Source organism: Enterobacter sp. 200527-13 (assembly GCF_027924865.1).
GTDB classification, from domain to species: Bacteria; Pseudomonadota; Gammaproteobacteria; order Enterobacterales; family Enterobacteriaceae; genus Enterobacter; species Enterobacter ludwigii.
This window is the reverse complement of record NZ_BSCM01000001.1, coordinates 876613-898238: the sequence shown is the minus strand read 5'-3', so window position 1 is coordinate 898238 and position 21626 is coordinate 876613. Positions and strand designations below refer to the sequence as shown.

Genomic DNA, 21626 nt, shown 5'->3' with positions numbered 1-21626 from the left:
GCTATCGAATCGTATACATAAAAATAAAATATTGCATACAAGATTTATTATTTTGGCCTGGATCCTGCAACACCGTCTGCACTCCCACTTAACGGGTTTTCATTCACAGGAGCAGGTTTCATGCCAAACAGACAAAACGCGCAGCACGGTACGGCCGCTGATTCCGGTGCGGTTTACAGCCCACGGCTTTGCAATGAGGATCTGGCACCGACGCGTGACCAGAACTGGAGCTGGTACAACATCTTTTCTTTCTGGATGTCGGACGTCCACAGCATGGGGGGTTATGTTGTTGCCGCGAGCTTCTTTACGCTCGGGCTGGCAAGCTGGCAGGTCTTGCTCTGCCTGCTGATAGGGATTTGCATTGTGCAGTTGTGCGCCAACCTGGTGGCGAAACCGAGTCAGATGGCAGGCGTACCCTACGCGGTGATTTGCCGTCAGGCATTTGGCGTTTTCGGGGCCAATATTCCGGCGGTGATCCGCGGGCTGATTGCTTTCGCATGGTACGGCATTCAGACCTACCTGGCCGCCAACGCGCTGATGCTGGTGGCGCTTAAGTTCTGGCCTTCACTCGCGACGCTCACCACCGGTTCGTTCCTGGGCCTGTCGCATCTTGGCTGGATCTGTTTCGCTATCATGTGGGTGCTGCAGGCGATGGTCTTCTGGCACGGCATGAGCGCCATTAAGCGCTTTATTGATATCGCCGGTCCGGCGGTCTACGTAGTGATGCTGGCGCTGGCGGGATGGATTGTATACAAGACCGGTTTTGACGGCATCTCCTTTACCCTCGCCAGCAAATCCCTGAGCGCCGGTGAGCAGACCTGGCAGATGATCACCGCCACGGCGCTGGTGGTCTCTTACTTCTCCGGCCCGCTGCTCAATTTTGGTGACTTCTCCCGCTACGGTAAAAGCATGGGGGAGATCCGCCGCGGTAACCGCTGGGGCCTGCCGTTTAACTTCCTGCTGTTCTCCATCGTTACCGTGGTGATTGTGTCGGGTACGCAATCGCTGTTTGGCCGCATGATCACTGACCCGATTGAAACCGTCAGCCGTGTGGGCAACGATCTGGCGGTGGCCATTGGCTTGCTGACCATGATCACCGCCACCATCGGGATCAACATCGTGGCGAACTTCGTCTCCCCGGCGTTTGATTTCTCTAACTGTTCACCGCAAAAAATCAGCTTCCGCACCGGGGGGATGATCGCCGCCGTCGGCTCTATCCTGTTAACCCCGTGGAACCTGTTTAACTCGCCGGAGCTTATCCACTACACTCTGGACGTGCTCGGGGCATTTATTGGCCCGCTGTTCGGGATTCTGATTGCCGATTTTTACCTGATTAAGCGCGGCAAGGTCTCCGTAGACGATCTGTTTGATGACACGCCAAAAGGCAAATACTGGTATCGCAACGGTTTCAACCCGAAAGCCATCGGCGCGCTGGTACCATCCGTTGCCGTTGGACTGGTGATAAGCTTTATTCCCTCCCTGCATGAAGTGGCAAACTTTAGCTGGTTTATCGGCGTCTTCCTGGGCGGGGTCACCTACCGCTGGCTGGCGCGGGAAGAGCGTGAAGCGGCAGGCGCCTCGTCGTTCAGCCCCCACGTGGCAACGCAAAAAGAGTAACCCTTCCTCCGAGCCGCAGTTCCTCTGCGGCCTTTTTCATTCTGGCACCGTTTTTGCTCAGTCTCATCACCCCGCTACGCAAACACTAAGGCAGGAAACATGATGGACTACCAGACTGCGATCCGCGGTGCATTTTTTGATATTGCCCAGGTCTGCGACAGTGCAGACGTTATCGCCCAACAGGCGCGCTACCTTGAAGACGGGCTGCTGTTCATCCATAACGGCAAAATTCTGGCCCAGATGGCCTGGCAGGAGGGCGAGCAGTATCTTGATCCCTATAAAGGGTACACCGACCTGCGCGGCAAACTGCTGCTCCCGGGTTTTGTCGATACCCACGTCCATTACCCGCAGACGGAGATGATTGGCGCTTTTGGTGAGCAACTGCTGGAGTGGCTGACCACATACACGTTCCCGGTAGAAAGCCAGTTTGCCGATGAGGCCTATGCGAAAGAGATTGCGGCGTTTTTCATCAACCAACTGGTCAGCCACGGCACCACCACCGCGCTGGTGTTTTGTACGCTGCATCCTGAATCGGTCGAGGCGCTGTTCACCGAGGCCCTGCGCCTTAACATGCGCCTTATCGCCGGGAAGGTGATGATGGACCGCCACACGCCTGACTACCTGAGTGAAACCGCGAAAGAGAGCTACCGGCAGACGCGCGAGTTGATCCAGCGCTGGCACCACCGTGGACGGTTGGGCTACGCCATTACGCCACGCTTTGCCCCGACCTCCTCACCGGAACTGCTGGCCGCGGTCAGCCTGCTCAGAGAGGAGTTTCCCGACACCTGGATGCAGACCCATCTGAGCGAAAACCCAAATGAAGTGGCCTGGGTGAGCGATCTGTGGCCGGAACATGAACGTTATCTGGATGTGTATCATCATTACGGGCTGACCGGCGAACGCAGCGTGTTTGCCCATGGGATCCACCTCCATGAGAGCGAGTGGCGCTGTCTGCACGATACCGGCTCGGCGGTGGCGTTTTGCCCCACCTCGAACCTGTTTCTTGGCAGCGGACTGTTCCGCTTACCCGCCTGCTGGCAACACCAGGTGCGTATGGGCATTGGCACCGATGTGGGTGCCGGAACCACCTTCAGCATGCTGCGCACCCTCGGGGAGGCGTACAAGGTGGGTCAGCTGCAGAGCTACCGCCTGCGCGCCAGCGAAGCGTTTTATCACGCCACGCTGGGCGGCGCTCACGCCCTGAGGCTGGACGATAAGATTGGCAATTTCGCCCCCGGCAAAGAGGCCGATTTTATCGTCATCGACCCGGCCGTTACGCCGCTACAGCGCCTGCGTAACCGGCGCTGTCAGGACATTTATGAGCAGCTGTTTGTGCTGATGACCCTGGGCGACGAGCGCAATATTAGCGAGACCTGGGTCAACGGTGTGCAGGTGTGGTCAACTGCCGCGGTAGGTTGACCACCCGCCCGGCGCAATCACAAACGGCAGGTGGAAGTGCTCGTCTGCCGTTTCTCCCGTCACAAAATCGATCTGCGCGCAGGGGTAAAGCGTGTCGCGGCCGGTTTCGGTGAACCAAGCCCCTATCTCGGCCACCAGCCGGTAACGTCCTGCAGGCAGGAAAGGGATAAACGCGGTGATGCGCCCCTGGGCGTTAGTGAAAGCAGTGGCCAATACGACGCCGTCCTGCTCAAGATAAACCCTTACGCCCTGCGCAGGTTTTCCCGTCGAAATATCAAGAATATGTGTGCTTAACGTACTCATTCGTCAATGACTCCTTCCAGCCGAAGCAGCGTAATTTCCCGCAGCTGTTCCAGTGCGGCCTGTACCTCCTGCGCATCGCTGTTTTCCAGCCGGGCGTTGAGGGCGCGTAAAATCTCCTCACCGCTACGGCCTTTCGCGCGGATCAAAAACACGCGTCCAAAACGGGCCTCGTAGCGAGCGTTCCCTTCCTGCAGTGCCTGTGCCAGCTGCCTGTCGCGGTTGTCGACGGCACCCTGCTCCTGGCGCGAAAGCACCGCCTCCGCCCGGGCTCCCGTCGGTTTCTCACCAATTCGCGGGTGCGCATTCAGGGCCTGCGTAAGCGCCGTTTCATCCCAGGTTTGTGCCAATGTCCGGGCGGCGTCGAACAGTGCTTTGCGGTGTGAATAGGGCCGCCCCTGCACCAGCGCATCGGCCCAGTCGGGCAACGCCACGCAGGGCTGCAACTGCGCGAGCGCCTCTTCGTGGCTCAGTTGATTAAAAGTTTGCAGTGCAATCATACTCACTCCCGTCATATCGTCGTTTTATCGCTTTGCACAAACTACGCCACTCTTGCCATCCCCCATGAAACAGTCGATTCCGGATCGCACAACAGGAAATTATTGATTCATAAAAAGGCATTCTCACCGCGTTTGCGCACCTTAGCAGTGCAAAACCACCCCATACAACGCGCTTTTCGCCACTCTGCAGCCTGGTACGCAAATTGCTCTTCCCTTTTTACACCCTGCAAAAGGAGAGAAGCATGAGAGCAATCGTTATTGGCGCGGGCATTGGCGGCCTGAGCGCCGCTGTAGCGTTGAAGAAGGCGGGAATCGACTGTAACGTGTTTGAGGCCGTGAAAGAGATGAAGCCCGTCGGTGCGGCCATCTCCATCTGGCCCAATGGGGTGAAATGCATGCAGCACCTCGGGATGGGCGACATCATCGAGACCTACGGCGGCCCTATGCGCTTTATGGCCTATAAGGATCACCGGCGCGGCGATACCCTCACCCGCTTTAGCCTTGCCCCGCTGGTCGAGCGCACGGGCGGTCGCCCTTGCCCCGTGTCGCGTACGGAACTGCAGCGCGAAATGCTGAACTTCTGGGGGCACGAGAACGTTCAGTTCGGCAAACGCGTTGAAAGCGTCCGTGAGGACGCGGCTGGCGTCACCGTCACCTTCACCGACGGTACTACCGCGACGGGGGATTTCCTGATTGCCGCCGATGGCAGTCACTCCGCGGTTCGCCCGTACGTGCTGGGCTATACGCCCGAGCGCCGCTACGCCGGTTACGTCAACTGGAACGGGCTGGTGAAGATTGATGAAGAGATTGCCCCTGCGCACCAGTGGACCACCTTCGTCGGCGAGGGCAAGCGCGTTTCGCTGATGCCCGTCGCCGGCGGACGTTTCTATTTCTTTTTTGATGTTCCGCTCCCCCTCGGGCTGGCGGAAGATCGCACTACCCTTCGCGCCGATCTCACGGGCTACTTCCGCGGCTGGGCGGCACCGGTACAGAAGCTCATCGCCGCGCTGGATCCCGAGACCACCAACCGTATCGAAATCCACGACATTGAACCGTTCGACACCCTGGTGCGCGGCAACGTGGCGCTTCTTGGCGATGCCGCGCACAGCACCACGCCAGATATCGGCCAGGGCGGATGCGCGGCGATGGAGGACGCCGTGGTGCTGGGTGACTGCCTGCGCGAGAACCACAACATCGCACTGGCGTTGCGGCAGTACGAAGCGCTGCGCTGTGACCGGGTCCGCGACCTGGTGCTTAAGGCCCGTAAACGCTGTGATATCACGCATGGCAAAGACATGGCATTGACCCGGGCCTGGTACCAGGAGCTCAAAGAGGAGACCGGAGAGCGCATCATTAACGGTCTGTGCGACACCATTCAGGCCGGGCCTTTAGGCTGAACGCGAGAGGGACAACCATGAAAATACAACCGACTCCACCCGCCCATTGTACGTTTGAGCCAGAGGATTGGCTGCGTCTGGCAAAATGCTGGCACCCGGTTGCTCGCGCCTGCGACATCGGCGCGGCACCGGTCAAAGCCACCCTGCTCGACGAACAACTGGTTATCTACCGCGTCAAAGACCAGGTTGTGGTCGCCCGGGACGTTTGCCCGCACCGCGGCGTACCGCTGACGCTGGGCTTTCACGATGAACACGGGATTATCTGCCCTTATCATGGCTTACGCTTTGGTGAAGATGGACGCTGCAACCGCATTCCGTCCAGCCCTGACCAGCCGGTTCCCGCGAAGCTTAACCTGATTAACTATGCCGTGGAGGAGCGCTTTGGGTTGATCTGGACCTGCCTGGCGTTTGATCCGGATAACCCAATGCCGCTGCCCACCATGCCGCACTGGGATAACGACGGATTTCAGCAGATCAACTGCCCGGCGTTTGAGGTGAATGGCTTCGCCGGCCGTCAGGTGGAAGGGTTTCTGGACGTGGCGCATTTTGCCTGGATCCACACTGACACCTTTGCTGACCCCAATAATCCGCTGGTACCCCATTATCAGCCCCAGGAGACGCCGTTTGGCTTTGTTGCCGATTACTGGAGCTCGGTGAGCAACTACCCCGCCAGCTCCGATGTCCAGGCCCCGGAAGGCTTCCAGTGGCTGCGTCATTTTGAAATGCATTTACCGTTTACCGCCACGCTGACTATCCATTTTCCGGGGGAAGCCAGGCTGGTGATCATGAACGCCGCCTCACCCGTCTCTTCACGGGTAACCCGCATGTTCGCCCCTATCGCGCGCAACTTTGACCTGCATATTCCGGTAGAGGAAGTGCACGCCTTCAATTTGCGTATTTTTGAAGAAGACCGCCTGATGGTTGAGACGCAGCGCCCGGAAAGCCTGCCGCTGGATCTGACTCTGGAAGCCCACATCCCTGCGGATAAAAGCTCGATTGCCTACCGCCGGGGGCTGAAAAAGATGGGCTTCGGCGAGTTTTTCCTGGTGTGACGGAGGAACGTGATGAGCGAAATGTTGAGCGTTATTGTCGACGGTCTCTGGCGTGAGGGGGATAAGAGTCTCGCCGTCAGGCTGGTGTCAGAATGCGGTGAAGCCCTGCCAGGCTGGCAGCCCGGGGCGCACATTGACGTGCATCTGCCCTGCGGGCTGGTTCGCCAGTATTCGCTGACCGGGGCAAGCGACAGCGAGAGCTATCTTATTTGCGTAGGACGTGAAACCGCCTCGCGCGGCGGGTCACGCTATGTTCACGAGACGCTACGTCCGGGGCAGAAACTGCTTATCTCCTCACCGCGCAATCTGTTTGCGCTGCACAAGGCTGAACGCTTCTTGCTGCTGGCGGCAGGGATAGGCATAACGCCCTTGTATGCGATGGCCCGGCAGCTGGAGGCTTCCGGTACCCCATTTACGCTGCACTATTACGTTAAAGAGCATGGCAACGCGGCGTTTGCGCGTGAACTCATGCAATTTAAACACGGCGAGTGTGTCATCCATACCATCAGCCCGCGCACTGCGCTGGCAGAGCACATGCCCACGCCAGCGCCCGGTTTCCACGCCTGGGTCTGCGGGCCGGCAGGCTTTATGGAGAAAGTGTATCAGGTCGCCCTCACGAGAGGCTGGGCGGAGAGCAATCTTCACAGTGAAGCATTCCAGCCCGTTATGCCCGCCGACTGTAATGAAACGGGCGAGATTTTTACAGTCAAGCTGGCATCAACCGGCGAGCGCTGGCCGGTGCCGGTGGACAAAACTATCGCGCAGGTGCTGCTGGAAAACGGCGTGGCGGTACCGCTCTCCTGTGAAATGGGGATTTGCGGCGCCTGTCTGACGCCGGTTATCGACGGCGTAGTGGATCACCGGGATAGCGTGCAGTCGGAGGCGGAGAAAAGCGCGGCAGACCAGCAGGTGGCGCTGTGCTGCTCGCGAAGCCATTCAGGGGAACTGGTGATTGGGTTGTAGGACGAAAAAACCCTGCGATATTGCTATCGCAGGGTTTTCGGATTTGGCGGGATCCACGGATAGTCAAAACAAACGGCATACCGGGTTTCGGAGAAAAAGCATGTCCATAATCACCGATATCACTTCAAAAACAGCAGACCGGACGATAAAACGATCCCTCATGGCAGCATAACTGGCCTGACGCTTCATCATCTTAAAACGGGGAAATATCCGTGAAGCTTCCCGTCATAATGACGAGTTTTAAAGTATCTTAACGATGGATTTACTCTGATGCATTCCGTTTTATTTCAGCGTATCGGGCTGCCAGTTGTTTCAGATGCATCTCCAGCTGAGACCTCGCAGCTGCAGGTAAAGGTACACCAGGAGGATTTTCTGACAAGATACGCAGTTGCTCTTCAGCCGGAATGGACTGGTTAAAAGACTGCCGGACGGAAAATACAACCGACTTCAGTTCACTGACCGTCATGTATTTGCCTTTCTGCTCATCAAGCCCGTTCAGCCGGTCACTCAATTTTTGTAGCAATGACATCCCCTTATACCAGCCATTGAGCTGTTCTACCGGTAATGCGGCAGCATTAAGGTGTTGCTGCCACTGTTGTGTCAGGGGTTTTGCTTGCTCCGGCCACAGCACCTGAGCCTGTTCTGTAAGTTTTCGGCTGTAAGTAATACTCCAGTCAGGAGGCAATTTATCCAGTCGGGCAAGCTGCTGCTGTGTTTGTTCTATCATTGTTTGTGATGACGGAGATTGCTGACGCAACATATCCATTTTTTCAGGCGCGAGAGGTGCAGGTAACGGAGCCAGTGAGGCAGCAAGCTGAGTCTGTAGCGGGTCTGGCCGGTGAAGAAATTGCCAGCTCCACACTGCGCCCGTACTTATTATCAGCATGCTACACATTCCGGCAGCGAAGGATTTCCACTTTTTTACCTGAGTGGGCATTGCCGTCAGTACTTCCACATTTGCGTGGTGGTCTGGCTGTGCAACGAATACCCACTTCACTGGGCTGTCTGGCGCTGGGGTCTCTTCAGAGAGACTACCGGTATGAGAGCCTGTTGATATGACTGCACCATTCTTTACGGTGGCAGGCAGGACAATACCAGACTGAATATTCGACCCGCTACCGGTTGTATCGTTGCTGTTTTCCAGCCGGACAGCACTGTTGTGCATCAGGGAACGCAACGTATCGAGCTGGCTCAGATGCTTAAGCTCCAGACGTTGAAGCACCTCCCCCAGACTGCCAAGTAGTTGCTCAGCCCGATACAGTTGTCTGAGGTCGCTGTAATTGAGCGGGAGCGAGCGCATCCGCTGCTGAAGACGCTGGTTCAGACTGCTGAGTATTTCCATGCGGGCATGTACCGGCTGCGGCCACAGTGTCCCCCATTGATGGCTTATCAGCGCATCCAGTATCGCCAGGCCTTCATTGAGGCCGAATAAGCCGGCCAGCTGCGTCCGTGCCAGCGTGTACCAGGCCGCCGTCTGTAACTCCACACCGTTTTGCTCAAACAGTGAAAGGCAGAGTTTTTCGACATAATGCCAGTTCACATCCGGACGGGCCGGATGTGTCAGCTTACTCAGTTCATCACGCAGGGTGGCATAATCCGCTAACGTGCGCGGATCGCCACCGGTTTTGATTTTTCGTGGATTGATGTCATTCATGGCTGAATATCCAAATGAAGGTTGCGGTGCTGTACTTCCTGTTTATGCAGCTTCACCACAAGTCTGCTGGTACTGCCAGGTTAATAGCTATGAAAGAAGCGCTAAAACCAGACAAAAAGAAGTACTTTGATCAAAAGGTTGTACTGTGCGCAGCAACATCCCCGGGGGATTAAAGGTCCAGTCACTGAAATGACCTGCCCTTATGAACAGGCGCCCCAAAGAGATCACGCAACCTTCTGCATGAAGGGTCACTTCCACGCATCCGGTCACGCCCTGGCCGTACAAAAATACTGGTGTAAATTTCACAGACTGGTCATCTACACACAGAAAGATATCGGTAATCTCAAGAGCCCCGTACTCCACCAGCAGATCCGTAACGGATGTAATCAGCGTCCCCTCGTTCAATCCGATACCCTCCAGCCACGCGTCCATTTGCTCCTGAAGCTGCGCATTCGCTGGCAAAACTCTGCAATATCGGCCTGACTCTTACTGGGTGTTGGAACTGGTGAAAGCTGTCTGGCCTTACATACGGATTGCGGTATCGAGATACTGCTGTTGCTTCAGGTGCCTCAGCATCACTCGCCCTTCGGGCATAAACTCGGTGCCGTAACGTACGAGGCCAATGCCCTTAAGCTCAGCATCAATGGCATAACGCAACTCTCCTGGCACGTGCTGTTCGAGTAAAGTTACATTGAGGGACTGCAAACGGGGTTCATACTTGAGCAGGACACCGGCCAGCGTATCGATCAGCTCGTGGGCTGTACCCGGCATGCCTTGCAGAATTTTAGTCATATCCGGCAAACCATAATCTGGTAAATGGGATATAGTCCCGGCTCGGGCGTTCAAAATACGCTGGATGTTATCCAGTACAGATAAAATGACCTGGTCTTCTTCGTTTACAACTTCAAGGGGAAGATCCCCTGTAAAGTTGCCGGCAAGAATTTCATATAAAGAGGGCGTTTTTTGATTCATAATATATCAAATTATTTTAAATGATAGAGGTTTAGATTCTAAGGGATGTGAATTACCTTATGTTTCTTTTAAGGATTTTTTGCAAAAATAATTATTGAACAACCGGATAATGAGGAACAAAACATCAATATTACTCGAAGTGGATTTGTTCCATACCAAGCATAAAGATAATAACCAGGCTAAAGATTACTGAAGAGTGCTTTGGTTTTATAGATGTTGCTAGAAATGTAATGGATTCGGTCTCCGGCTCCGGGCTGGTGTCATCACCTGCGTCACGATAAGGCGCTGAGTAGCGGTAATGCCCCCCGGTGGTGACCGCATCGTTACGCACGCTGACCGTCGCATCCATCGGTGTGGAGGCTGTTCGGTAGTTGTAATCCCGCGTGGCGACCGTGCCGGTGGCAAGGGTGTACCAGGTTCGTACATCCCAGACCGACTCTGCCGCACCGTCAAACAGACCCGACGGCTCGCTGCAGGGCAGGCGCACATCAAACTGGTAGTTGAGCTGGCTGTCGGCCAGTATGTACGTATCCAGACCGCGCACGTCGTCCATCACCGTACGCCAGTAAATCCCCACTTCAGACAGAATGCGCCGGATAAACTCAAGGTCCGTTTCAAGCCACTGAGTGATAATTTCACGCGGCGGGTACGTGCGCTCCAGTCTGAACTCAAAATCGGGTCCCTCCAGCCCGTGTTTGCGCAGCACCTGCTCAACCACCTCAGGAACGGACTGGTTCTGATATAACGCGCACTGTCGGGTGTATACAGGCGGGAACTGAGCGTAAGACGGTAGTGGGACTGATCCTTTGAGGTGGAAAGCCATTCCAGGCGGGTAATAATACCGTGGACATTTTTACCGCTCCGCATCCGGAAAGAGGCATATTTCATCAGGACCTGTTCAGGGGAAATGTTCCTCTGCGAAGTGGTGAACTCGATATCCCACTTAAACGGCTCGCTCAGCGCTTCCCTGCCGCGAAAGCGCAGAACATCCGGCTTCACCGAACTGTCATTGATATCCAGAAAGTAACGGGTCTGTCCGTCAAAAAGCGCTAACATTTTGTTGACTTCTTGCCTTGCAGATATCGACTATTTGGAAAAGCGTTGGAGCCATTCCCTATATATTGAGACACTCATAAATGTTAACTGTACTCTGGGATCTTGCTCATTTGTAAGCTCAAGAAGAAGATTACCTGTAAAATTGCCGGTGAGAATTTATATATTGCTTATGCCTTTATTGTAAATTTCCATTCAACCAAGACATAGAAAAGACCAGAAATATAACGCAGGCAATGAATAATGAAACATTCCTGAACATTTCCACTTCAAAGAAGAGGTATGCTGGATAAACAATTAACAGAATATATTTAAGTCGCCTTGCTGTTTTGGATGTGTGCGACTCAGAAGGTACTTTTCTCAATTTACCATTTAATGAGAAAACAAATAGATAAGACAAAGAAGAAGAGAGAATAAACAATAAGGCCCTATATGGAAAATCAGCTTCAAAGATTTCAATCCCCATTAGCAGAGTTGAACTTATTGCTACGATGATACCTATTGCTTGCTTGGGAACAACTGCTGATATAAATATGCAAAACACAAGAATTAAATATACATAAAAACCATATAGGTTTGTTGATATGTGGATTTTATGTGGAATAAAAAACTGGGCGTAAAGTAAAGAAATCGAAATGGTGATGATTCTATAGATCATACATGCTAACAAGCCGATCAGTAGTTTACTATTAAATGAATTAATGTTTTTATTTATTCCATGCCGCATAGTTATCATACTCTTCTGAGGTTATAGAGTTACCTAATGCATCAGTTGACGCTCCATTATCTTGCTCGACAACATTCACAGCAGGGTAAGTGCTACCACCAGATTTAATGCTATATGTAAATCTTTGGCTTGCATATAACGCCCCTCGGAGCACAAAGAAATTATCATACGTATTAGTTCTATCGGCAACATCAGTACGTTTACCAGTTCCCCATATCATACCGGTTTCAACTGTTGATGGTATATTTTTTTCCATTCTATATGTGTCTATGGCGAAAGGTATTTGCCCAACGGCATCAGTCCAGTATGGAATTTTATTTATCATTACGAGGAGATAGCTGGCACCACCCACACTATTATTTTTCCAGTCGCCCTCACCTTTTGGACGAAAAGCCAAAGGCGTTCTATCGATAACTGAAAATTCTGCAATATCATCCCAAGTGAATATTTTGTAAGCTTCTTTTGCGTAATCAGCTTCGTTAACATACAACAATTCCCGATAGTTATCTGCCAATGGTTCAAACCATTGATACTGGAATTTATCATACAACTCTTGAGCTGTCATGATTTTAAAAGAATCCTTTTCACCCCCTCTCAAAACGAACAAAACATCAGCGTTTTTTCTTGTGATTATCAAAATGTTTGGCACTTCAATTTTATGGGCTTCTTCATCTTTTTCAGGCGTGGTATTACCTTTTATTCCTAATTCCGTTTTTTCATTTTTTGTAACGATAAAATAGGGGGCGCCATCGACTTCAATATTTATTTTTTTCATTGAATTATTACTCAGCTTAAAAATACCCAATACTCAGACTCACTGTCTTTCTTGTCGATATATCCATCTGCGCCAGAGCCTGAAAGTATTTCCTCTCCCTCCATTGTTTCAACACGATAATTGACATTTGAAGAGAAATTTAACTTTCTGTCGTAATACTGAGTGATCATTACCATCTGCTTCAATGACTCAATTGGTAGATTGGTTGCACCAGCAAACATCGTCCGCTTCACCTTCCGCAAATAAGACGCCGTCGTACCATACTCGACCTTCCCGGCCTCAAGTCGCAGATAGCTTCCGCCGCCGATCAGCGTGATACGTTTTTTTCCGGCCAGGGAGATGTCATTCGCCGAGCTCAGCGTCAGCTTCTTCTCAGCGAACAACCGCAGGCTGGCGTTTTGCGCCTGGATATCTATTGGCCCTTCTCCGGATTTGACGCTCAGTTGGCCGGTGCGGGCAAAGAGCCCCAGTTTTTCTCCGGCCAGCGTGGTTAGATTGCCCATAGTTCCGACGCTGATATCGCCCCCGGCGTTGACGACCACGTTTCGTGCTGCGGCCAGTTGCATATCTTCACCACTGGTCAGGGCCATGCCTTCCGGGGCTGTGAAATGCACAGCTTCATTGAGCGGTTTCAGCCGCTGCTCAAACATCTGTATCTGGCTGTCGACATCCGCTTTCAGGGCCTGCGCTTTTTCGGCGGCTATTTCCAGTTGTTGCAGTTGCTGATTAAGCCTGTCGATTTCCTTCAGCGCGGCATCCATGTCCAGGGCTTCGCCCTGCGCTTTTGGCTGTCCGTCCGCGCTGGCAAACAGCCCTTTCGCGGCACGGATGCTTCCGTATTCATCAGTGCGCAGTTCGCTACCGGTGCCGCGGGATTTGCCCTGATTGTCCACCAGGTGCCCGCTGTTGAGCTGCGTCTTGCCGTATTCCGTGGCGAGCTTGATATGCTCCTCGCCGCGTTTGTCCTCCATCCGCAGCTTATTGTTCGCCGGCGTGAGCAGCACGTTGCGGGTGTGATTGTCCCGGTTCACGAGGTCCGGATGTTCGGAGTCGTGCAGTGCATACGCGATGTACGGCAGGTCAATATCGCCATTGCTATACGCAATGGCCACTTCAGTGCCGTCAATGAGCGGCGTATGCCAGCCCAGCGTGTCACCGGCAGTCGGCTTCGCCATACGCAGCCACAGATACCCAAAGCCCTGCTCTGTTCCTTCGCGGTCGAAGTCCGGCTTTACCCGGTAGCGACCCTGCTCATCCAGGTGCGCGTAGATATCATTTTTCTCCCGGCTCTCGACGCGGGCCGGAAGTGTGCCGTGGATTTCAGGGCGCGGGATTTCAGTTGGGCGGAAACAGTAGCGTTCGGTATAAGGCATCCCCCAGACCGACACATGCAGACGGGAATCCCTGGCGCCCCGGAAGGTCACGAGCGTGAGGAGCACGCCTTCCTTCAGGGCAGCAATGACATCGCCCTGCGGCTCCAGCATCTGTCCTGGAGTGAGGTGTGCCGCATTGCTGAACAGGTGAATACAGGCAGTCCTGTTCAGCTCACGCTCATGGTGGAGTCGGGCGTAGAATGCCCCGCTTTCGGTGACCGGCTCCGGGTCGGTGTCGTCACCCGCTTCACGGTACGGCGCGGCATAACGGTAATGCTCCCCGGTCGTCACCGCGTCATTGCGAACACTGACGGTGGTATCCATCGGTGTGGAGGCTGTCCGGTAGTTATAATCCCGCGTGGCGACAGTGCCGGTGGCAAGGGTGTGCCAGGTTCGTACATCCCAGACCGACTCTGCCGCACCGTCAAACAGACCCGACGGCTCGCTGTAGGGCAGGCGCACATCAAACTGGTAGTTGAGCTGGCTGTCGGCCAGTATGTACGTATCCAGACCGCGCACGTCGTCCATCACCGTACGCCAGTAAATCCCCACCTCAGACAGAATGCGCCGGATAAACTCAAGGTCCGTTTCCCGCCACTGGGTGATAATTTCACGCGGCGGGTACGTGCGCTCCAGTCTGAACTCAAAATCAGGTCCCTCCAGCCCGTGTTTGCGCAGCACCTGCTCCACCACCTCAGGAACGGACTGGTTCTGATATACCGCACACTGCCGGGTGTATCCCAGGAGCGCCAGGCGGGCACTGAGCGTAAGACGGTAATGGGACTGATCCTTTGAAGTGGAAAGCCATTCCAGGCGGGTGATAATGCCGTGGACATTTTTACCGCTCCGCATCCGGAAAGAGGCATATTTCATCAGGACCTGTTCAGGGGGGATATTCGCCTGTTGGGTCGTGAACTCAATATCCCATTTGAACGGTTCGCTCAGTGCTTCCCTGCCCCGAAATCGCAGAACATCCGGTTTTACCTGGCTGTCGTTGATATCCAGAAAATAGCGAGTCTGCCCGTCAAAAAGCGCAAGCCAGTTATCCATTATGTCACTCCTTTACCGGCTCGAGGCTGAGCCAGCCGTCACCCAACTCGATGGTCCGGGGTTTGTCCGGATCGAGGTCGTCACGGGTCAGTACCAGACGCCAGCGGTTGTTTTTCTGATCGGGACGATTGAACAATCCCACCACCGCCACGAACTGTGCTTCTTCATCCATGGGCATATTCAGAGAAACGCTGCCGTTGGGCATCACCAGCAGCTCTTTTGATGCCAGAACATCGTCCTTAAGTACCGTATCGGCATTGCGCAGCAGCGTCTGGTAATCAGCGGCATCAACCGCTTTCCGATCCCTGAGGAGATAAACCCGCACCATTGTTGCCAGCGGTGTCTGCGCGGCATCGGCGTTAATGGCCGTGCGTGGGGTAAAATCCAGATGCAGCGTTTTAATTTTCTTATAGAAGATGGATTTCGTGATGCTGACCGTACCGTCCGTGACGGTCTGCGTCAGACCGCAGCCTGCGAGCAGACCACAGGCAATAAGCGTCAGCGCCCACCAGCGGGTTACTGTTGCCATTCAAAAGTTCCTTTATTGAGAGAGGGAATACGTGATTAGTCGAAGCGGTAATGTCCGTCTTCTGCGGGTTGCAGTACCGAATAGTGAAGCCCTTCATAGCAACCCAGATTGACGGTCAGACTTTCCCGTGGCGTATTGAGTTTGCCTTCCTTCAGACCCAGTAAACCGGTTCTGCCCAGCTGTATACGCCTGCCCTTGCCCAGACGAGGCTCAGGGAGCAATCGCACAGGCACGGTGAGGCGCACTCGGGCGTCACTGCGATAGCCGAGGTAGACACGCAGCAGGACCATCAAATCGGTATGAAGGACACCACCGGGTAACCAGCCTTCCGCCTCGTCAGGATCCGCTGTCTCCAGTGACACCAGGACCCGGCTGCATGCTTCTTTTGCGGTTTTACCCAGCGTGGCTCGCTGCGAAAGACGGATCTGGTTCCCGATACCCAGCCCGCTACGGTTATCGATATGCACCTTAACCGGATCGGGTTCGGTGATAATTGTCCGGGTATTCGGTGCCAGCAGGCTCACCAGAGCCCGGATGCCTTCAGTATTGCGGGTGGGTAATCGCATGGTGCCCAGCAGGGCCAGGAAGCGTGAAACCGGCGTTGCCACCTGCTCAGCCGTGCCCGGTATACCAAGGCCGACCAGCCCCAGCAGACACTGTGATATGGCATCGCGGCCACCTGCCTCAAAGGTCGCCGGATAGGCGTATTTTCGCCAGATCCGGTAATATTGCGTGGTGATCCGGTGGCTGAAAATATCCAGAAATGAGGTGATCGCCTCGTGTCCTTCACGGCGCTGCGCAATGTCGTCCAGGTAGGACGTCGGCAAAGGCGAATCCACGCCATACATGCCGAGGAATGTGGTGCGGACGGTCGGCGGCAATTCCGGATGGTCTTCATCGGTTTCAACCGCTTTCAGGCTACTGACCGGAAAACCCATACCAGGCCAGGGCCTGAAACGCACCGGATCGTCGCCCGGATGGCTGGTGGTACCCAGTTTCGGGGCGTCCGGATTTTCCTGCTCCAGCAGTTGGCAGAAACGATAGAAATTGGCCCGCCAGATATCTTTGTTAAGGGCCAGCGTCAGCCCGGTACGTGCTGGCTGTGATTCTCGCGCCATCTCAGTCGTTTCCCTGTCGGTTGCAGAACCAGCGTGAGCTGATTAAAGAGGTGAATATCGGCATAGAGCGCGAAGAACCGGTGCAGCATCTCCCCGAAGAGATTCACATCACCCTCGCCTGCAAAATTATCCATATTCAGCGTGACCTCAATGTCCACGCCCCGGAGCATAAAGCCCTTCTCAAAACGGCGGATCAGGGTGTGCTTCACGGAGACGATTGCTTCAAGCCGACGGCGGTTCATTTCATCGTCAGTCCAGTCATAGAGCGCCAGCGTCCCCCGCAGGACTTCAGGGTTATCCATCATACTGAGGAAGTTTGATCCGAGGTGACTCATCACCCGCCAGTGGAAACGGTCGTTTGCCGGGGGATACAGTGGCATGGTGGGGGCCGAGAGGTTCAGTACCCTGACGGGCACTTTGCCTGCTTTCACGGCCCTGTCCAGCAGTGTGCTTTCCAGCGCCTTACGCGGAAGCTGCCCGTTGGTCCCGGTTATTCGCATCGAAAGGGATTCCGGTTTATCGGACAGCTGCTCCAGCTCGAACGAGCGGCCCCCGAGAATTAACCAGGTATCATACAGACCAGAGGGGCCGCGTTTCACGCGGGTATGGAAGTAACGCTCAGGGGCATCGTGGCGCATCATACCGCCACGGTGGCGGAAACTGGTGAACGGTACATAGGGGTGTTTGCCATTCTTCACCGCACCGTGGATGTTATCGACGCTGTAAATCTCGGTGTGACCATCCTGAAGACGCAGCGGCCTGAGCAGATATTCATTATCGAGCGGATCCAGGGTCAGCGGGTCGGCTTCCAGAGTGAAGAGATTAATGACCGGTGCACAGTGCAGACGGAAGTTTTCTGTCTCAAAAGGCAGATCGGATGGCCAGGCTTCACTGAGCACAATATCGATTTCAAACCAGGTGCTTGTGGCAGAAAGCCCGATGCTGTCGAGTCCACGTAACTCAACAAACATAAACTTCGGACGGAAGCTGAAATATTCCAGCAGCAGCTGGTAACCACTGAAGGCGGTATCGGCTTTCTTCCACAGTCCATCATTGTCATCGAAGCCCATGGGTTTGCACCAGCCATCGAACTGATGGCGTTCGATGTAGGTCCCGGCGTGACGGGCATACATGGCGTGAACACGACGGGTCATTGCCAGATGCAGCGCATAGCTACCGTTGGCACCGGTGCCCTCTTTACCTTCCATCAGCCCCATCAGCGGTCCAAACACCTCATCGAGCGGCCCTTTTGGGCCCTGTGCCTGTTCAATAAACTGTCTGGCATTTTTTTTCTGACCGATTAGCTTTTTCGCTGAGTCCACTATCGAATCAGCCAGTGCCTCACCTTTCTGCCCTGTTTTTCCCTGCCAGGCCAGCGTGTTCATCAGTGCCACCAGCGGCGACTGACGGACATCGCCGATCAGGTTGAGCTGGGCAATCGCCTCAGAAAGTGACGTGGCTTCCTGCCACTGAATGCTGTTGACCATGTTCAGCCAGGCATTGCCAAAATCGGTAAAATAGCGTTCAGTCAGGCGGGCTTTCAGCGCCTCCGGGGAGATATCGCTCCCTGTCTGGTGCGTCTTATCCGTCAGAACCCAGTCAATTTCATCACGGCGTGTCTTGACGACCTCGTTAATCGCATCCTGAACCTGCTCTTCCCAGGCCTGGCGTGTAAACATTCCCGGGACGACTTCGTCAGTGCTGAATACCGTTGAGGCATCGGTGTCGCCTGTCATATCGGCAAGCGTTAAATCAGGCCAGTTGCTGGCAACCCGCTTCAGCATGTCCTGGTACAACCCGGATTCAGCGTTACGCTGGCCAATCTGCTTGAGCAGGATCTGACGGATCGTGCTGATTAATTCCGCGTCAGGCTTAATTTTCCATTCCGGATGTGCCGGGAGGTTTTGCGCATAAAAGCCCAGCAGTTTCGGTGCGAGGTCCTGCCATGTGCCATCCGGCACATTCTGGCGTTTCGGTAAGGCTTTCAGCACGTTTTTTGCCAGCCAGCCTGCGTCCGCTTTGTCCGGACGGGCCAGCATCAGATAACTTTTGAGCACGTCGTAGGTATGCTGTGTACCCTGCATTCGGGCATCACTGGCAGGAGGAAGTTGCACAAAGGCATTCAGCTGCTGCCTGAGACTATCTGCGGTGACATCCCTTATCAGCTGTGCGTTATTTTTCGCATACAGCGGCCAGAGTGCGGCCAGCGTGTCGCTGTCCTGATTAAGACCAAATCGGGTATACCATGGAGCACCGGTCGCCTCACGGTGTTGCAGACGGGCAATGGCTTGCTGGAGTACGAGCTGGTTGTGCAGGCGTTCTGCCAGGGGTTTTGTGGTATCCGCTGCCTGACTCGCCGTTTCCTGTGCCTGATAAATCTGGGTACGGTTACCCTTAAGTGCCGCGCCATAGATCTCGCTGACATCATCAGGTGAACCTGCCTGACAGAGTGCAGGGAATTTCTCGGCGACCTGCCAGGCAGGGATATCGGAGCGCACAGAGAGCCAGAGGTCGGCCTCTTCACGCAGGCGGATATCGTGGAGGTTGGCTTTCCATGTCTGTCCGTCCGGGCGTGACATTTCCAGGGCAATGACCCGGGATGGCAGACTGGCCTCCAGCAAACCCGTGATCAGGTCAAACAGCGGAGGAAACGCATTGGCCGGTTCCTCGTGGTCATAACCCGGAATGGCGTCAAGATCATGGTTCAGGGAAAAGGTCAGCATACTGCCTGCCAGACGTGCAAGCTCCGCCCACACCTGTTCAGGTGGCCGGGAAGGAAAACGTTCGTATTCTGTCAGCACTCTGGCGTGAGAATTCAGTGCATTCAGCAACCAGAAAAGGGAAACATCGGCGACGGCAAAATCGGCGAGCCTTTCGTTGCTTTCACGACGCATCGTCATCAGACGCTGGCGCCGGGAGCGTAACTGACGATTGAGTAGCACCAGACGTTCGCGAAGGACAGGGCTTGCCGCAAAAGACGCAACGGGCGGAATAAAGGACGGATCCAGTCGCCATGCATTTTGTCCATCACGGATCAGTCTGGCCACCGGGCACACTTTCCAGGAATCATTGCTTTCATGGGCAAACCGGATGGTGAAATTATACCGGGCAACGGCTATGGATTCTTCTTCGGACCCGAAGGCATCCTGCAACGTCACCCATTCCTCGCGATAGCGGAGCGGGCGGTCTGCGGTAACACCTTCCTGTTCTACGTTGGCAATACCCGGCTGCATGTGAGGCAGTGCGATGACAACGGTTACGGAATCGAGACCTGCCAGCTGGCTGGCATCTAACTCCCGTGGACGTGGAGGCAGATCGCTCCTTTGAGCATCAATCAGCGATCCATCGTCCAGCCAGAGGCGTAGCTGCGTAATCTGGATCAGACCAGACGAAAGAAGGCTGTCATTAAACTCAATCTTTTTTATCCCCCAGGGGAATGGGGATGCTAGCGCTGATGCACCGGCACCGCGAAAAGACTCCCATTCAGCCTGCTGCTGGAACTGTTGAGGGGACAGTAAAGCCCCCTCGTTCCACAATGGACGATATATTTTCATCCCTGCTCCTGCCCTATGCTTTGGCTTTCGGCATCTGGGATACCAGTGACAGATTGACGTCCATCCCTTCTACCTGGAAGTGCGGCACGGCGTACAGCTTCACGCGGAAGAAACCCGGGTTGTCCTCAATATCTTCTACCACCACTTTCGCATCACGCAGCGGGTGAGACGCCTGTAATTCATCACCCGGATCGGTCATTTCCGTCACCAGACCGCGAACCCAGGTGTTCAGCTCCAGCTCCAGAAGACGACGATCCTTAGTGGTGCCGATGTTTTCGCGCTGAATGAGCTTCAGGTAGTGCGCAATACGCGACAGCAGGAAGATGTAAGGCAGACGGGCGTTGATGCGGCTGTTGGCAGTAGCATCAGCGGTGTCATACGTGGCCGGCTTCTGCGTGGAGTTCGCCGAGAAGAAACAGCTGTAATCGCGATTCTTGTAGTAGGAAAGTGGAATGAAGCCCAGATTCGCGAACTCAAACTCACGGGTTTCCGGGATCATCACTTCGGACGGGATCTTCACCTGGTTGCCGGTACCGAGGTCATACAGATGGATAGGCAAGTCCTGAACGGCACCACCAGCTTGTGGGCCACGAATTTGTACACACCAGCCGTTGTTAATGAAGCTGCGTACTATGTTGGATGCAAAGGCAAACGAAGCGTTGGTCCACAGGTATTTGTCATGATCCGGACCTTTCACTTCTTCGACGTAGTTGAAGCTACGCACAGGTACGGTATCCGGACCATAAGGCAGGCGCCCCAGTACACGCGGCATGACCAGACCGATATAGCGGGAATCATCCGTCTCGCGGAAGGATTTCCACTTGATGTACTCAGCGCGGTCAAAGTAATTACCGATATCTTTAATGGCCGCCACGTCCTCCATATTGTCTTTCAGGAAGAATTTCGGGCCGGCAGAACCGATAAACGGCATATGTGCAGCCGCAGACACTTTAGAGATGTTGCGCAGCAGGGCTACATCCTGCGCAGACGCATCAAATTCGTAAGCGGAAATCAGCGCAGCAATCGGCTCTCCACCCGGGGTATCATACTCATCAATATATGTATGTTTATACAGCCCACTTTGGACGATTTCCGGGCAGTCTTCAAAGTCCTGACGCAGGTCTTCTTTAGACATATCCAGGAGTTCAACTTTCACGTTCTGGCGAAAATCGGTTTTGTCGACAAGAGATTTCACACCGCGCCACAGACTTTCTACCGCCTGAAAGTCTTCATGATGCATAACAGCATCAAGCTGACGGCTGATCTGGTAATCCAGTTCCGCGATATGGTGGTCAATCAGGTTTTTGTCGAGTTTCTCAACTTTTGAGCCCGCTTTTGTCAGACATTCCAGGAACACCTTCATGCCGGCAGTTAAACGTTCGTCTGCTGTTGCATCCGACATCGCCTGTGCATCCTGCCAGATATCAAGCGCACTTAGCTCAGAGACAGGGTTAAGATTGATTTTTTCAAACAGGGACGCATATACCCCGCCTGCTGCAGGACGTTCAAGCACTACACTCTCGTTACCCGCGGCATTCTCATTTTTTACAGACATCAACATATTCCTTATTAA

Annotated in this window: 16 protein-coding genes and 1 pseudogene; 5 read left to right on the top strand and 12 right to left on the bottom strand. The window is 54.3% G+C overall.

The genetic code is table 11. From position 1 onward, the window contains the following. Nucleotides 1-120: 120 nt before the first annotated feature. Entirely contained in the window at nucleotides 121-1617 is a 1497-nt protein-coding gene (locus QMG44_RS04150) for an NCS1 family nucleobase:cation symporter-1 (RefSeq protein ID WP_047744277.1), read from the top strand. A 99-nt stretch (nucleotides 1618-1716) separates the two neighbouring features. Beyond that, entirely contained in the window at nucleotides 1717-3036 is a 1320-nt protein-coding gene (gene guaD / locus QMG44_RS04145) for a guanine deaminase (RefSeq protein WP_032670561.1), read from the top strand. Here guaD and uraH read toward each other — a convergent pair. Both uraH and uraD read right to left on the bottom strand, forming a co-directional pair. Beyond that, nucleotides 3016-3339, bottom strand: coding sequence for a hydroxyisourate hydrolase (gene uraH / locus QMG44_RS04140; protein ID WP_014169459.1), 324 nt, complete (start codon nucleotides 3337-3339; stop codon nucleotides 3016-3018). The two genes, guaD and uraH, sit on opposite strands and share 21 nt — an antisense overlap. Continuing rightward, nucleotides 3336-3836: a 2-oxo-4-hydroxy-4-carboxy-5-ureidoimidazoline decarboxylase gene (gene uraD, locus QMG44_RS04135; protein WP_063214618.1), complete on the bottom strand. Its 501-nt coding sequence runs from the start codon at nucleotides 3834-3836 to the stop codon at nucleotides 3336-3338. Before uraD ends, uraH begins: the two co-directional genes overlap by 4 nt. A 242-nt stretch (nucleotides 3837-4078) precedes the next feature. Between uraD and hpxO the strand changes: the two genes are divergently transcribed. Genes hpxO through QMG44_RS04120 form a run of 3 tightly spaced genes read left to right on the top strand, consistent with a single transcriptional unit; the run spans nucleotide 4079 to nucleotide 7248 of the window. After that, complete coding sequence (gene hpxO / locus QMG44_RS04130; RefSeq protein ID WP_086532709.1) at nucleotides 4079-5233, top strand: FAD-dependent urate hydroxylase HpxO; 1155 nt, start codon at nucleotides 4079-4081, stop codon at nucleotides 5231-5233. A 17-nt stretch (nucleotides 5234-5250) separates the two neighbouring features. Then, on the top strand, nucleotides 5251-6285 hold the full coding sequence (gene hpxD / locus QMG44_RS04125) for a molybdenum cofactor-independent xanthine hydroxylase subunit HpxD (protein WP_032677828.1): 1035 nt from the start codon (nucleotides 5251-5253) through the stop codon (nucleotides 6283-6285). Nucleotides 6286-6297: 12 nt separating this feature from the next. Further along, nucleotides 6298-7248: a PDR/VanB family oxidoreductase gene (locus QMG44_RS04120; protein WP_232937322.1), complete on the top strand. Its 951-nt coding sequence runs from the start codon at nucleotides 6298-6300 to the stop codon at nucleotides 7246-7248. Between the two features lie 262 nt (nucleotides 7249-7510). On the opposite strand, the gene QMG44_RS04115 is transcribed toward QMG44_RS04120, so the two are convergent. The 10 genes and pseudogenes from QMG44_RS04115 to tssC all read right to left on the bottom strand — a co-directional run bounded on the left by QMG44_RS04115 (nucleotide 7511) and on the right by tssC (nucleotide 21614). Continuing rightward, a complete protein-coding gene (locus tag QMG44_RS04115) occupies nucleotides 7511-8902 on the bottom strand; it encodes a VasL domain-containing protein (RefSeq protein WP_232937320.1) in 1392 nt (463 codons plus the stop codon). An 87-nt stretch (nucleotides 8903-8989) separates the two neighbouring features. Then, nucleotides 8990-9334, bottom strand: a complete 345-nt coding sequence (locus QMG44_RS04110) for a hypothetical protein (protein WP_230684209.1) — start codon at nucleotides 9332-9334, stop codon at nucleotides 8990-8992. Between the two features lie 90 nt (nucleotides 9335-9424). Then, complete coding sequence (gene tssE / locus QMG44_RS04105) at nucleotides 9425-9874, bottom strand: type VI secretion system baseplate subunit TssE (protein ID WP_047357193.1); 450 nt, start codon at nucleotides 9872-9874, stop codon at nucleotides 9425-9427. A gap of 217 nt (nucleotides 9875-10091) precedes the next feature. Beyond that, nucleotides 10092-10930 (bottom strand): annotated as a pseudogene (locus QMG44_RS04100) (type VI secretion system Vgr family protein); the annotation flags it as partial. Between the two features lie 704 nt (nucleotides 10931-11634). Further along, a complete protein-coding gene (locus QMG44_RS04095) occupies nucleotides 11635-12429 on the bottom strand; it encodes a hypothetical protein (protein WP_047357190.1) in 795 nt (264 codons plus the stop codon). A gap of 11 nt (nucleotides 12430-12440) precedes the next feature. Next, nucleotides 12441-14852: a type VI secretion system Vgr family protein gene (locus QMG44_RS04090; RefSeq protein ID WP_232937318.1), complete on the bottom strand. Its 2412-nt coding sequence runs from the start codon at nucleotides 14850-14852 to the stop codon at nucleotides 12441-12443. 4 nt (nucleotides 14853-14856) lie between these two features. Continuing rightward, the gene (gene tssJ, locus QMG44_RS04085; RefSeq protein WP_032681305.1) at nucleotides 14857-15381 is read right to left on the bottom strand and encodes a type VI secretion system lipoprotein TssJ; all 525 of its coding nucleotides are present in this window, start codon (nucleotides 15379-15381) and stop codon (nucleotides 14857-14859) included. Between the two features lie 35 nt (nucleotides 15382-15416). Then, a complete protein-coding gene (gene tssG, locus QMG44_RS04080) occupies nucleotides 15417-16499 on the bottom strand; it encodes a type VI secretion system baseplate subunit TssG (RefSeq protein ID WP_232937314.1) in 1083 nt (360 codons plus the stop codon). After that, the gene (tssK, locus tag QMG44_RS04075; RefSeq protein WP_281852997.1) at nucleotides 16463-20053 is read right to left on the bottom strand and encodes a type VI secretion system baseplate subunit TssK; all 3591 of its coding nucleotides are present in this window, start codon (nucleotides 20051-20053) and stop codon (nucleotides 16463-16465) included. The genes tssG and tssK overlap by 37 nt, the downstream gene beginning before the upstream one ends. Before the next feature lie 13 nt (nucleotides 20054-20066). Then, nucleotides 20067-21614, bottom strand: a complete 1548-nt coding sequence (gene tssC / locus QMG44_RS04070; RefSeq protein ID WP_232937304.1) for a type VI secretion system contractile sheath large subunit — start codon at nucleotides 21612-21614, stop codon at nucleotides 20067-20069. Between the last annotated feature and the right edge of the window lie 12 nt (nucleotides 21615-21626).

What these genes read in the sequence shown, in the direction of transcription:
- tssK (WP_281852997.1), bottom strand. Translation starts at nt 20,053, where the DNA reads ATGAAAATATATCGTCCATTGTGGAACGAGGGGGCTTTACTGTCCCCT.
- QMG44_RS04120 (WP_232937322.1), top strand. Translation starts at nt 6,298, where the DNA reads ATGAGCGAAATGTTGAGCGTTATTGTCGACGGTCTCTGGCGTGAGGGG.
- QMG44_RS04110 (WP_230684209.1), bottom strand. Translation starts at nt 9,334, where the DNA reads ATGGACGCGTGGCTGGAGGGTATCGGATTGAACGAGGGGACGCTGATT.
- QMG44_RS04150 (WP_047744277.1), top strand. Translation starts at nt 121, where the DNA reads ATGCCAAACAGACAAAACGCGCAGCACGGTACGGCCGCTGATTCCGGT.
- uraD (WP_063214618.1), bottom strand. Translation starts at nt 3,836, where the DNA reads ATGATTGCACTGCAAACTTTTAATCAACTGAGCCACGAAGAGGCGCTC.
- uraH (WP_014169459.1), bottom strand. Translation starts at nt 3,339, where the DNA reads ATGAGTACGTTAAGCACACATATTCTTGATATTTCGACGGGAAAACCT.
- hpxO (WP_086532709.1), top strand. Translation starts at nt 4,079, where the DNA reads ATGAGAGCAATCGTTATTGGCGCGGGCATTGGCGGCCTGAGCGCCGCT.
- tssG (WP_232937314.1), bottom strand. Translation starts at nt 16,499, where the DNA reads ATGGCGCGAGAATCACAGCCAGCACGTACCGGGCTGACGCTGGCCCTT.
- QMG44_RS04095 (WP_047357190.1), bottom strand. Translation starts at nt 12,429, where the DNA reads ATGAAAAAAATAAATATTGAAGTCGATGGCGCCCCCTATTTTATCGTT.
- QMG44_RS04115 (WP_232937320.1), bottom strand. Translation starts at nt 8,902, where the DNA reads ATGAATGACATCAATCCACGAAAAATCAAAACCGGTGGCGATCCGCGC.
- guaD (WP_032670561.1), top strand. Translation starts at nt 1,717, where the DNA reads ATGATGGACTACCAGACTGCGATCCGCGGTGCATTTTTTGATATTGCC.
- QMG44_RS04090 (WP_232937318.1), bottom strand. Translation starts at nt 14,852, where the DNA reads ATGGATAACTGGCTTGCGCTTTTTGACGGGCAGACTCGCTATTTTCTG.
- tssE (WP_047357193.1), bottom strand. Translation starts at nt 9,874, where the DNA reads ATGAATCAAAAAACGCCCTCTTTATATGAAATTCTTGCCGGCAACTTT.
- tssJ (WP_032681305.1), bottom strand. Translation starts at nt 15,381, where the DNA reads ATGGCAACAGTAACCCGCTGGTGGGCGCTGACGCTTATTGCCTGTGGT.
- tssC (WP_232937304.1), bottom strand. Translation starts at nt 21,614, where the DNA reads ATGTTGATGTCTGTAAAAAATGAGAATGCCGCGGGTAACGAGAGTGTA.
- hpxD (WP_032677828.1), top strand. Translation starts at nt 5,251, where the DNA reads ATGAAAATACAACCGACTCCACCCGCCCATTGTACGTTTGAGCCAGAG.